We start from the raw sequence: 11,875 nt of genomic DNA, 5'->3' as shown, positions 1-11,875 counted from the left end.
GGTCCAGGCGGCGTCCGGGCGTGCGCGGAGGTGGGTCGGATACCGGTGTTGTATCCGGCCCGGCTCCGTGTGCGGTCGGTCGCCGTCTGGGCCCGGCGGGGTGCCACCCTGATCCACGAGCCACCCCTAGCCGTGCGGTCAGTCCTTGGCGGGCTCGACCGGCGAGGTGATCGTCTCGACGGCCGGCGCCGCGGCGGGCTCCGGCACGTCGTTCTTGATCACCCGGGCGATGGCGGGACGCGCGTAACGCATCTGCACACCGGGGGCGGCCTCGAGCGTCACAGTCTCGGCGTCGGCCTCGACGACCGTGGCGTGCAGGCCACCGATCGTCACGACCTCGGCGCCGGGGCCGAGGGTGGACTGCATCTGCTGGGCTTCGCGGCGGCGCTTCTGCTGGGGGCGGATCATCATGAAGTACATGACCCCGAACAGAAGAACGATCATGAGGAGCGGCAGGAAGCTGCCGCCACCTGAGCTTTGTGCTGCGAGCACGGTGAAAACCTTCCCATTGGCCTTCGCTGGACGTGGGGGTCGCCCAGCGGCGGGCAAAAATGTCGTCCCCTACGGACCGCGGCGAGTCTAGTCGGTCTGGCTGAGAACGCCGAATGCCGCGCTGATCACTTTCGGATCACGGAAAACGTTGGTCGGTAGAGAAGAGATCGTTTTGTCCCGAGACCCGGCCGGCGGGCAGTGCGCGGCCCAGATGCAGCCAGGCCGCGTCGGTGGCCACCCGCCCCCGCGGGGTGCGGGCCAGCAGCCCGGCCCGGACCAGGAACGGCTCGCAGACCTCCTCGACGGTGTCGGACTGCTCCCCCACCGCCACCGCCAGCGTCGACAGGCCGACGGGACCGCCCTTGAACGAGTCGACCAGGGCGGAGAGCACGGCCCGGTCCAGCCGGTCGAGGCCGAGCGCGTCCACGTCGTACACCTGTAGGGCCTCGCGGGCGGTGTCGATCGTGACCGTCCCGTCGCCGCGGACCTCGGCGAAGTCGCGCACCCGGCGCAGCAGCCGGTTGGCGATCCGCGGCGTGCCCCGCGACCGCCCGGCGATCTCCCGCGCGCCGTCGTCGGTGATCGGCACGCCGAGGATCCGCGCGGACCGGTGCAGCAGCGACTCGAGGTCGGCGGCGGCGTAGAAGTCGAGGTGCGCGACGAAGCCGAACCGGTCGCGCATGGGCCCGGTCAGCAGCCCGGACCGGGTGGTCGCGCCGACCAGCGTGAACGGCTCGACGTCGAGCGGGATCGCGGTGGCGCCGGGCCCCTTGCCGACCACGACGTCGACCCGGAAGTCCTCCATGGCGGAGTAGAGCAGCTCCTCGGCCGGCTTCGCGATGCGGTGGATCTCGTCGATGAACAGCACGTCGCCGGCGGCGAGGCTGGTCAGGATCGCGGCGAGGTCACCGGAACGCTCGATCGCCGGCCCACTGGTCACCCTGATCCCAGTGCCGAGCTCGGCGGCCACGATGTTGGCCAGGGTCGTGTTGTGCACGACCAGGTCGTTGACGGTGAAGGTGTGGTCGTCGGCGACGGTCAGGCAACGGCACTCGTGAAGTCCGGCGGGCTCGACGGAGGCGACGCCGTCGACCGCCAACTGCTCCTCGAACCGGTCGCGACGTGGTTGCCACTCCCGGAGCCGCTCGCCGCGCCGGCCGATCACGGTGATCCGCTCCGCAAACCGCGCCGCGTCGTCCTGGCTGGTGACGCTCAGCCGCCAGGACTCATGGGGTCGACCCTGGTAGCGGCCGCGCTTGAGCTTGAGCCTCGACTGGATGCCGAACCGCAACAGGAGATGCTGGACGTCCTGGAGCAGCTCGCGGGAGACGCTGTAGAAATCGATCACGATGTCGTAGCGGTCGCGGCCACGGCGACTCACCGTGCCGTCGCAAGCGAAGTACGCACCCAGGAACGCGCTCACCTGCCAGGCATCGCCGCGGAAGACGAACTCCGGGACCCGCTTCTCCCACGCGTTCTTGTCGAGCAGCCCGTGCTCGGCCAGCCATCCTCGCAGTCCGGAGATCCGGACCAGGGAGCTGTTGGCCGAGTTCGGCCTGGTCCGGTGCGGGTGACCAAGTCGGTCGCAGACTCTCCGGAAGTCCGCGAGCACGTCGTCGTCGCCGCTGGTGAAGGTGACCTGGTTGGTGACACAGCCATCGCCGACCAGGTAGCCCGCCAACGCGAACTCCTCGGTCTGCTCGGTGCCGTCGGCGACCAGCTCTGGGCGCAGCACGTTGGCGAGGCGGTCGCCGACCGTCAGGTCACCGGCCTTCACCCAACCGTCCGTCGTCCAGAACGGATGATCGGGCGCGGCGACCACCTCACGGCCGGTCGTCGTCCGGATCCGCACGCTGTCGAGTTCGCCCTGCTCGTGCACCGCCTCGACGCGGGCTGCCTCGCCGGTGCGGGTGATGACGCGGTCGCCGACGGCGATGTCGCCGAGCCGGCGGCGCGAGCCGTCTTCGAGCAGCACGAGCGCGTTGACCGAGACCGGCTTACCCAAGCCGGGCGGGCCTGACAGCAGGATGTGGTCCGGTGGGGTGCCGCGGCCCATCGCGCCGCGCAGCAGCAGGTCGAGCTGGTCGCGGACCCGGTGCTGGGCGATGAACTCGGCCAGCCGCTTCGGCCGGACCGTCGCCTCGGCGTCCTGGTCCCCCTCGGCGATGTAGGCGGAAACCTCGCTCATGCCTGCTCCTCGCTCCGCGAGGAGCAGCAAGAGCTCGAATCACTGAGCTGGCTGGTTCGCTCGCTACGCTCGCTCATCGGTGCCGGCCGAGCAGTTGGATCGCCATCTTGAGCAGCGCGGGCACGCCCTCGTCGCCGGTCGCCTTCTCGGCCACCGCGGTCACCGCCTGGTCGGCCTGCGCGGCCGTCCAACCAAGACCGACGAGGCCCTGCCGGACCTGCTCGGGCCAGACCGCGCCGACCACGCCCGCGGCGCCGTCGGCGCCGACGCCGATCGGGCCGATCCGGTCGCGCAGCTCCAGCACCAGGCGTTCCGCGCCCTTCTTGCCGATGCCGGGCACCCGGGTCAGCGTCGCGGTGTCGGCGTTGGCGATCGCCTTGCGGACGACGTCCGGGTGGTGCACGGCCAGCACCGCCTGTGCCAGCCGGGGGCCGACTCCGCTGGCGGTCTGCAGCAGCTCGAAGAGGTGCTTCTCGTCGTCGCTGGCGAAGCCGTACAACGTCAGCGAGTCTTCCCGGACGATCAGGCTGGTGGCCAGCCGGGCGTGCTGGCCCTGCCGCAGGCCGGCGATGGTGCCGGGCGCGCAGTGCACGGCCAGACCCACGCCGCCGACCTCGATGACCGCGCCGTCCGGTGACACCGCGGCGACGACCCCGCTCACGCTGGCGATCACCTTCGACCTGCCCTTCTGACGGCCGCTGCCGCCTCGATCTTCGCCTTGGTGCCGCCACGCCAGACGTGGCAGATGGCCAGCGCCAGCGCGTCGGCCGCGTCCGCCGGCTTCGGTGGCGCGTCGAGCCGCAGCAGGCGGGTCACCATCGAGGTGACCTGCGCCTTGTCGGCCTGGCCCGAGCCGGTGACGGCGGCCTTGACCTCGCTCGGCGTGTAGGTCGACACCGGGAGCCCGGCCCGCGCCCCGGCCAGCACCGCCACCGCGCTGGCCTGGGCGGTGCCCATCACCGTGCGCACGTTGTGCTGGCTGAACACGCGTTCGACCGCGACGCTCTGCGGTTGGTGCTCCGCGACCAGGTCGCCGAGGGTGCGGTCGAGGTGCAGCAGCCGCAGCGACAGGTCGTCGGCGGGGTCGGTGTAGACCACGTAGTAGGCGACCAATGTGCACGGTCGGCCGGGCACGCCCTCCACCACGCCGACGCCGCATCGCGTCAGCCCGGGATCGACGCCGAGCACCCGCACGCCATCCTCCCCCTGTACGTGTGTTCGACACCTTACGTGCCGGCGGCGCGCCCGCGAGCGCGGACACACCGGGGCCCGATAACCGGTGGCGCGCCTCACTAGCGTCAAAGGCATGGCGAGCACCGGCTTCATTTCGACGACGATTCCGTACGTCAATGCGCGTCCGCACCTCGGTCACGCGCTCGAGTTCGTGGAGACCGACGCGTACGCCCGTTTCATGCGCACCCAACTCGACGACGTCTTCTTCCTGACCGGATCCGACGAGAACGCGCTCAAGAATGTGCTCGCGGCAGAGACGGTGGGCATTGCCACCGCGGAGCTCGTGGAGCGCAACGCCGCCGCGTTCCAGGACCTGCTGGGGCAGCTCGGCTGCCGACCCGACCACTTCGTGCGCACCAGCGTCGACCCGCTGCATCTCGCGGGCGCGACGGAGATCTGGCGGCGGATGGCGGCGGCGGGCGACATCTACTCCCGGGCCTACGAGGGGCTCTACTGCGTGGGGTGCGAGCAGTTCTACGAGCCCGCCGAGCTGGTCGACGGCCGCTGCCCGGAGCACCTGACCGCGCCCGAGCCGGTGCGCGAGCAGAACTACTTCTTCCGGCTCTCCCGCTATCAGGACGACCTGCTCAAGTGCCTTGAGTCGGGCGAGGTGGTCATCCATCCCGAGACGCGGCGCAACGAGGTCATCTCGTTCGTCCGCGCCGGCCTGCAGGACATAAGCGTCTCCCGGTCGGCGCAGCGGGCGCGCGGCTGGGGCATCCCGGTGCCGGGCGACGACAGCCAGGTGATGTACGTCTGGATCGACGCGCTGACCAACTACACCAACGCGCTGGGCTGGACGGCCGGCGACCCGCGCTACGAGCGGTTCTGGGCCGGGGCGGCGCGCCGCGTACACGTGATGGGCAAGGGTGTGATCCGGTTTCACGCCGTCTACTGGCCGGCGATGCTGCTCTCGGCCGGGCTGCCGCTGCCGACGGACCTGGTCGTGCACGGTTACATCACCGCGGGCGGGCGCAAGATCGGCAAGAGCCTCGGCAACGCGGTGGACCCGGTCGCGCTGATCTCGCGGTACGGTGCACGGGCTGTCCGATATGCACTGCTCGCCACTTTCGCGCCGTTCGGCGACGGCGATCTCACTTCGGAGCGCATCGTCGCCGCCTACAACACCGACCTCGCCAACGGGCTGGGCAACCTGGTCAACCGGGTGACCAGCATGATCGGCCGCTATCGGGGCGGCGTGGTGCCGTCGGGTGCTTACGAAGATGGCCTGGGTCCGGCGGTCGCGCTCGCCCGCGGCGGGTTCGACCAGGCGATGGCCAGCTTCGACCACCGCGCCGCGGTCCAGCACCTGACCACGCTGGTCGGCCGCACTAACGCGTACGTCGACGAGCACGCGCCCTGGCACCTCGCCAAGCAGCCGGCCGAGGCCGACCGCCTCGACACCTGCCTGCTGCACACGGCCGGCGCGGTGCGGGTCTGCGCTGTTCTGTTGCATCCGGTGCTGCCCGACGCCGCCGCTGAGATCCTGGCCGCGCTCGGCCAGCCCGCTGACTGGCGATCCGACGCCGACTGGCTGGCCGGGATGGCCGGTGCCCGGGTGGAGAAGCCGGCCGCGATCTTCCCGCGCATCGACGTCCCTGCCACATAACACCCCGGGGCAGTGTGTGGTGGCACGCCATGGGCGGCACTCCGCCAGGCTCGTACATTCATGCGCCATGGCGGCAGATCGGGTGGCTGACCACCACGTCGTACGGCTGGACCTCACCGGACGCACCGCGCTGGTCACCGGCGGCGGCAGCGGCATCGGGCGGGCCTGTGCGGCCCGGCTCGCCGAGGCCGGCGCCAAGGTGGTGGTGCTCGACCGCAACGCGGCCGCGGCGGAAGAGGTGGCGGCGGAGATCGGGGGCGTCGCGGTCGCGCTCGACCTGACCGACCCGGCGGCGGTCGAGCGGGTCGACGCCGACGTGGACGTGCTGGTCAACAACGCGGGCTTCCAGCACGTCGCTCCCCTGCCGGAGTTCCCGCCGGACACGTTCGCGGCGCTGCAGCGGGTCATGGTCGAGGCGCCGTTCCGGCTGGTCCGGCGCGCGCTGCCGCACATGTACGCGCGCGGTTGGGGCCGGGTCGTCACGATCTCGTCGGTGCATGGTCTGCGCGCCTCGGCGTACAAGTCGGCATATGTCACTGCAAAGCACGGCGTCGAGGGCCTGTCCAAGGTCATCGCGCTGGAGGGCGCTCCGCACGGGGTCACCGCGAACTGCATCAATCCCGGGTACGTGCGCACGCCGCTCGTCGAGGGCCAGATCGCCGATCAGGCCCTTGCCCACGAGATCCCCGAGTCCGAGGTGCTGTCGACGATCCTGCTGGCCCGCTCGGCGCTCAAGCGCCTGGTCGAGCCGGACGAGGTGGCGGAACTGCTGGCCTATCTGTGCACGCCGGCGGCATCCTTCATCACCGGGGCCTCGATCGCCATGGACGGGGGATGGACGGCAAGCTGAGAGCCATGACTGGAGAGTTTCTCGAACTGCTGGCGCGGGAGGCCGCGGCGGTCGAGTTCGAGGGTCCGCTGCTGGCCGCCCGCGCCGCCGGCCTGCCACCGGACGAGGTGGCCGAGCTGGAAAGGGCGAAGCTGGCCGCGCTGCGGGTGCGGTCGCTGCTCGAGCGCCGGCGCCAGCGCGAGGTGGAACTGTCCGGTCTGGTCGACACGGCGGCCGACCTGGCCGGCCTGCGCGACGTCGACGACGTGCTGCGGGCCATCGTGCACCGGGCGCGGACCCTGCTCGGCGCCGACGTGGCCTATCTGACGCTCAACGACGACGACCGCGGCGACATCTACATGCGGGTGACGGACGGTTCGGTGTCGGCCCGCTTCCAGCGGCTGCGGCTCCCCCTCGGCGCGGGCCTCGGCGGCCTGGTCGCCCAGACCGGGACCCCTTATGTGACCGCCGACTACCACGTCGACGAGCGGTTCCGGCACACCGGTGAGATCGATGCGGGTGTACGGGAGGAAGGGCTGGTCGCGATCCTCGGCGTACCCCTGCGGCTGGGTTCGTCGTCTCTCGGTGTGCTGTATGCCGCCAACCGCTCGGCGCGCCCGTTCGCGCGGGAGGAGGTGGCGCTGCTCGGCTCGCTGGCGGCACACGCGGCGGTGGCGCTGGACACGGCGCGGCTGCTGACGGAGACGCGGGTGGCGCTGGCGGAGCTGTCGCTGGCGAACGAGACAATTCGGGCACACAGCAGCTCGGTGGAGCGCGCGGCGTCGGCGCACGACCGGATGACGGCCCTGGTGCTGCGGGGCGGCGGGGTCGAGGACGTGGTCGCCGCGGTGACGGATGTGCTCGGCGGCGCGCTGCTGGCCCTGGACTCCTCGGGCCGCGAGCTGGCCCGGGTGGGCTCTCTGGAGGAGCCGGACCGCGCGACGCTGGCCGAGGCGGTCGCGGCCTCCCGCGCCGAACGCCGCTCGGTGCGCCGCGGCGACAGCTGGTACGCGGCGGTGGTGGCGGGCACGGAGGATCTCGGCGCGTTGGTGCTGCGGCCGACCGCGGAGCTGGTGGACGCGGACCAGCGGATCCTGGAGCGGGCGTCGCTGGTCACGGCATTGCTGTTGCTGTTCCGGCGGACGGTGGCGGAGGCCGAGGGCCGGGTCCGCGGGGAGTTGCTCGACGAGCTGGTCTCGCGGCCGGTCCGGGACGCGGAGTCGCTGCGGTCGCGGGCCCGCCGGCTGGGCGTCGACCTGGACGCGCCGCAGGTTTTGGTCGCGGTCGACGACGACACGGCCGGGCGGCAGCGGGTGCTGTCGTGGGCGACGTCTTATGCGCTGTCGCGCGGTGGCCTGGCGGCGGCCCGCGACGGCCGGGTGCTGCTGATGCTGCCGGGCACGGACCCGGGGGCGGCGGCACGCCTGGTGGCGAAGGACGCGGCCCGGGTGTCTGGTCGGCCCATGACCGCCGGCGCCGGCGGCCCGTCTGCCGGCCCGGGGTCTCTGGGTGCGGCGTTCGCCGAGGCGGACCGGTGCCTGTCGGCGTTGACGGCCTTGGGCCGCGTCGGGGAGGGCGCGGGCGCGGCGGAGCTGGGCTTCGTGGGGTTGTTGCTGGGCACGACGGGGGCGTCGGGCTCGAACGAGGTGGGCCGTTTCATCGCGGCAGCGATCGGCCCGGTGGTGGACTACGACACCCGCCGCGGGACGGCTCTGGTCCGAACGCTGGAGGCTTATTTCGGGGTTGGTGGTGGCTTGGCCAAGGCGGCGGAGCTGCTGCACGTCCACGTCAACACGGTGACCCAACGCCTGGAGCGGGTTGGCCAACTGATCGGCGCGGACTGGCAACAGCCAGAGAGGGCGCTGGAGGTCCAACTCGCCCTCCGCCTCCACCGCCTCCGCACTGGCACCACGGCATAGCCCGCTCCGCCGTCTCCGCGGACGCACCACGGCCTACGTCGTGCCGTGCGCCTCCACTGCACCGGCACCACTGGGGCGCGGCACGGTCGTTAGCGCCCTTGCTCGCCCTACGCCGAGGGCGCGTCGAGGAGGCACGGCTCTCTCGCATTTGCACCGATGCCTCGGCTCAGGTCGTGCGGTGCGGCACGCCCGCTAAAGCGTCCTAGGATGAGTCAGATCCGGTTGGTGGCTCGGAGGTTGGTCAAGGCGGCCACGAGCAGAATCAGCGCGATCACGATCGCCACCCGCTTGCGTCGGCGTTGGGCTACATAGGCGTGCCACCAGGCGATCGCCGCTTCCGCGATCGGGGCCGGCGGGCGGCGCAGCGGGCTGAGGAATCTCGCCTGCTTCAGGCCGAGGCTGCTGCGTCCGGGTGCGGTCCGCCGGTATCGGGCCAGACCCGCACTCGCTTCGACCGCCGCCGGACCGGCGAACGGTGCCCGTGGCATGCGGGTGCCGGCGTCCACCAGCACGGTCGCACCCTCCGTCGACGACCCCGCCGCCGACCGACCGAAGATCATGGCGGCCGCCGACCGTCCGAAGATCGCGGACGCCGTCGAACCGCCAACCGCCGCGCCGGCGAACGGCGCGGGACGGTCGGCGCGGGGTCGACCGCCGCGGGCGGACATCGAATCCGAAACAGATCCAGTAGCCCGGGCCGGCGATCCGGCACCCGACAAACCCGCGGACGACACCGCCAATCCCGAAGCATGCGCCGCAGGCGAACCCGGAGACCCGCCCGCAGCCAGCCCAGACCATCCGCGATCGGCCGACCTCGGCGACCCGCCACCGGCAATGCCGGCCGGTTCCGCGGACTCGGCGGGATCCGCCGGGTCCGCGCGCAGGACGACCATCTCGACCTCGTAGATCTGTTCCGCGCGCCACCGCCTGGCCCGCTCCGCAAGCACCTGCCGCAGATAGTCGTCAGCCGCCGCCGGCCGACCGAACCGCGTCGCCAGCAACTCGAGCCACCGCCACCGCGCCGCGACCGACGTCAGGACGTCCGGATAGATCTCCTCGGCCCGCCACGCGTCGCCCGCGAGCCGTGCCGACTCCGACCGCAGCGCCGCCAGGTGGCGGTCGACGAATGAGACATAGCCCTCCGGCGCCTCGGGCTCCATCTTCGGGACCAGCTCGACCACGGCCAACCTCCTCCCGCGCGCATCCACCACCATCATCGCCTGCCTGGCCGGCCCCGCAAGACCCCGCCGTGACGGCGGACACATTTTGATACGAGACGGTTCCGTATCGCTTCGCATCGGGCGTAGCGTTCGCAGGCGATACGAACCTGTGCCGTTTCGTAATGATGAACGAAAGATCTATCGGGGGGAGACGGACGTGGAGCAAACCGCCAACACCGGGCATCCAAGACGCTGGGCGATCTTGGCTGTCCTCGTGGTGAGCCTGCTCGTCGTCGTACTGGACAACACGGTCCTCAACGTCGCCCTGCGTACCCTCGCCGACCCGGTCCACGGCCTCGGCACCACGCAGAGCGAACTCGAATGGGCCATCAACTCGTACACGCTGGTTTTCGCGGGCCTGCTGTTCTCGTTCGGCGTGCTCGGTGACCGCTTCGGGCGCAAGCGGTTCCTGCTGGTCGGCCTCGCGCTCTTCGGCCTGGCGTCACTGCTCTCGGCGTACGCGCAGAATCCCGGGCAGCTGATCGGCGCACGCGCCCTGATGGGCATCGGCGGCGCGGCGATCATGCCGGTGACGCTGTCGATCATCTCCAACGTGTTCGACCCGCGCGAGCGCGGCAAGGCCATCGGTGTCTGGTCCGGCGCCGTCGGCCTGGCCATCGCGATCGGCCCGATCCTCGGCGGCGCGCTGCTCGAGCACTTCTGGTGGGGCTCGGTCTTCCTGATCAACGTGCCGGTCGTGATCGTCGGCCTGGTCGCGGTCGCGCTCCTGGTGCCCGAGTCGCGCAACCCACGCCCCGGCCGCATCGACATGCTCGGCGTGCTGATGTCGGTGGTCGGCCTGGTCGGCCTGACCTACGGCATCATCAAGGGCGGCGAGAACGGCTTCGGCAACACGGAGGTCCTGCTCACCGGCGGCGGCGGCCTGGTCGTCCTGGCGGCATTCGTCTGGTACGAGTCGCGGATCGCGTTCCCGTCGCTGGACGTACGCCTGTTCAAGATCCCCCGGTTCTCGGCCCCGATCGCCGCGATCGGCCTGACGTTCTTCGCGTCGATGGGCGTGTTCTTCTTCAGCTCGTTCTACCTGCAGCTGGTCCGGGACTACTCGCCGCTGCAGACGGGCCTGCTGTTCCTGCCGTTCGCCGTCGCCCAGCTGATCTTCGCGCCGCGCAGCCACGCGATGGTGCAGCGGTTCGGCGGCAAGGCGGTCACCGCGACCGGCTTGAGTCTGGTCACGCTGTCGCTGATCGGCTTCGTGTTCGTGGACGCGCAGACCGCGGTCTGGTTCCTCCTGTTCGTCTTCTTCGTCCAGGGCGTCGGCATGGCCAACATCATGGCGCCGGCCACCGAGTCGATCATGTCGGCGCTCCCCCGCGAGAAGGCCGGCGTCGGCTCGGCGGTCAGCAACACGATCCGCCAGGTCGCCAGCGCGCTCGGCATCGCGATCCTGGGCTCGATCCTCGCGGCGGTCTACCGCGGCCAGATCGAGCCGACCACGACCGCGCTGCCCGGCCCGGCCCGCGAGGTGGCCAACGAGTCGATCTCCGGCGCGTACGGGGTCGCCGCACAGGCGGGCCCGGCCGGCGGCAACCTGATCTCGGCCGCGAACGACGCGTTCATGACCGCGATGCACTGGGCGGCCGGTTCGGGCGCCGTCATCCTCGGATTCGGCATCCTGGCGGCGTTGATCTGGATGCCCGGCCGCCGCGCGGGCGCCGAGCACGTGCAGCCGGTCGAGGTGGAAGCCGGAGAACTGGCCACGGCCGGCTGAGGTCAGCGACAATGGATCCCATGCCAGCTGTCGAGGAAGCTCCGCGGGCGCCGGGCCGCCCGCGGAGCCTCCGCGTCGACGAGGCCATCATCTCCGCCACCCTCGACCTGCTGGCCGAGGGCACCTCGGTCGAGGTCCTGTCGATCGAGTCGATCGCGAGCCGCGCGGGCGTGGGCAAGGCGACGATCTACCGCCGCTGGCCCGGCAAGGACGCCCTCCTCCACGACGCGCTGGCCACCCTCAAGAGCCCGGGCCCGGAGCTGGCCGGCGAATCGGTCCGCGACGACCTGATCGCGCTGCTGGGTCAGGTCGGCCCGTCCACACAGGACCCGCGCCTGCCACAGATCCTGCCGTGCCTGCTGCCGCACATGAGCCGCAGCAAGGAGCACTACCGCGCGTACCAGGACATCATCGAGCCCCGCCGCAACCGCGTCCGCGAGGTCCTCCGCCGCGGAGTGGCCAACGGCGAACTCCGCGCGGACCTCGACGTCGAGCTGACGATGACGGTCCTCATCGGACCGATTCTGGTCCAACGTGTACTCCGCTGGCACCCCGACCTCGACGCCGACAAAATGCCGGCACAGGTCGTCGACCTCCTCATGGCCGGCATGGGGCCGGCACAGAGCTGACCCATTGCTCGGGCCCGCGGTGGTCCG

The 11,875-nt window shown here is 71.5% G+C and carries 10 protein-coding genes and 1 pseudogene; 5 read left to right on the top strand and 6 right to left on the bottom strand.

Annotated elements, in window-relative coordinates; translation table 11 throughout:
• Nucleotides 1-138 precede the first annotated feature (138 nt).
• From yajC to ruvC, 5 genes and pseudogenes are all read right to left on the bottom strand, one after another.
• Entirely contained in the window at nt 139-492 is a 354-nt protein-coding gene (gene yajC, locus Air01nite_RS39185) for a preprotein translocase subunit YajC (protein ID WP_203708484.1), read from the bottom strand.
• A gap of 136 nt (nt 493-628) precedes the next feature.
• Nucleotides 629-2,104: a Holliday junction branch migration DNA helicase RuvB gene (gene ruvB / locus Air01nite_RS41480; RefSeq protein WP_373310572.1), complete on the bottom strand. Its 1,476-nt coding sequence runs from the start codon at nt 2,102-2,104 to the stop codon at nt 629-631.
• 377 nt (nt 2,105-2,481) lie between these two features.
• Nucleotides 2,482-2,680 (bottom strand): annotated as a pseudogene (locus tag Air01nite_RS39175) (Holliday junction branch migration DNA helicase RuvB); the annotation flags it as partial.
• A gap of 73 nt (nt 2,681-2,753) precedes the next feature.
• Nucleotides 2,754-3,353, bottom strand: a complete 600-nt coding sequence (ruvA, locus tag Air01nite_RS39170; RefSeq protein WP_203708483.1) for a Holliday junction branch migration protein RuvA — start codon at nt 3,351-3,353, stop codon at nt 2,754-2,756.
• Complete coding sequence (gene ruvC / locus Air01nite_RS39165; protein WP_203708482.1) at nt 3,350-3,874, bottom strand: crossover junction endodeoxyribonuclease RuvC; 525 nt, start codon at nt 3,872-3,874, stop codon at nt 3,350-3,352. Before ruvC ends, ruvA begins: the two co-directional genes overlap by 4 nt.
• A gap of 112 nt (nt 3,875-3,986) precedes the next feature.
• Between ruvC and Air01nite_RS39160 the strand changes: the two genes are divergently transcribed.
• The 3 genes from Air01nite_RS39160 (at nt 3,987) to Air01nite_RS39150 (ending at nt 8,270) form a co-directional block, all read left to right on the top strand.
• Nucleotides 3,987-5,522: a methionine--tRNA ligase gene (locus tag Air01nite_RS39160; RefSeq protein WP_203708481.1), complete on the top strand. Its 1,536-nt coding sequence runs from the start codon at nt 3,987-3,989 to the stop codon at nt 5,520-5,522.
• Between the two features lie 67 nt (nt 5,523-5,589).
• Nucleotides 5,590-6,372, top strand: coding sequence for a 3-hydroxybutyrate dehydrogenase (locus Air01nite_RS39155; protein ID WP_203708480.1), 783 nt, complete (start codon nt 5,590-5,592; stop codon nt 6,370-6,372).
• Between the two features lie 5 nt (nt 6,373-6,377).
• Nucleotides 6,378-8,270, top strand: coding sequence for a helix-turn-helix domain-containing protein (locus tag Air01nite_RS39150; RefSeq protein ID WP_239091274.1), 1,893 nt, complete (start codon nt 6,378-6,380; stop codon nt 8,268-8,270).
• Between the two features lie 212 nt (nt 8,271-8,482).
• Here Air01nite_RS39150 and Air01nite_RS39145 read toward each other — a convergent pair whose 3' ends face one another.
• On the bottom strand, nt 8,483-9,451 hold the full coding sequence (locus Air01nite_RS39145; RefSeq protein ID WP_203708478.1) for a hypothetical protein: 969 nt from the start codon (nt 9,449-9,451) through the stop codon (nt 8,483-8,485).
• Between the two features lie 196 nt (nt 9,452-9,647).
• Between Air01nite_RS39145 and Air01nite_RS39140 the strand changes: the two genes are divergently transcribed.
• Together Air01nite_RS39140 and Air01nite_RS39135 are read left to right on the top strand one after the other, a co-directional pair.
• Nucleotides 9,648-11,219: a DHA2 family efflux MFS transporter permease subunit gene (locus Air01nite_RS39140; protein ID WP_203708477.1), complete on the top strand. Its 1,572-nt coding sequence runs from the start codon at nt 9,648-9,650 to the stop codon at nt 11,217-11,219.
• 20 nt (nt 11,220-11,239) lie between these two features.
• On the top strand, nt 11,240-11,848 hold the full coding sequence (locus tag Air01nite_RS39135; RefSeq protein ID WP_203708476.1) for a TetR/AcrR family transcriptional regulator: 609 nt from the start codon (nt 11,240-11,242) through the stop codon (nt 11,846-11,848).
• Nucleotides 11,849-11,875: the final 27 nt, after the last annotated feature.

Source organism: Asanoa iriomotensis, from assembly GCF_016862515.1.
GTDB lineage: Bacteria > Actinomycetota > Actinomycetes > Mycobacteriales > Micromonosporaceae > Asanoa > Asanoa iriomotensis.
The sequence above is the reverse complement of the archived record's forward strand: the minus strand, read 5'-3'. Positions and strand labels throughout refer to the sequence as shown.

Bases quoted from the DNA above. Each gene is read 5' to 3' on its own strand.
- Air01nite_RS39135 (WP_203708476.1), top strand. From the start codon at position 11,240: ATGCCAGCTGTCGAGGAAGCTCCGCGGGCGCCGGGCCGCCCGCGGAGC.
- Air01nite_RS39150 (WP_239091274.1), top strand. From the start codon at position 6,378: ATGACTGGAGAGTTTCTCGAACTGCTGGCGCGGGAGGCCGCGGCGGTC.
- Air01nite_RS39155 (WP_203708480.1), top strand. From the start codon at position 5,590: ATGGCGGCAGATCGGGTGGCTGACCACCACGTCGTACGGCTGGACCTC.
- Air01nite_RS39160 (WP_203708481.1), top strand. From the start codon at position 3,987: ATGGCGAGCACCGGCTTCATTTCGACGACGATTCCGTACGTCAATGCG.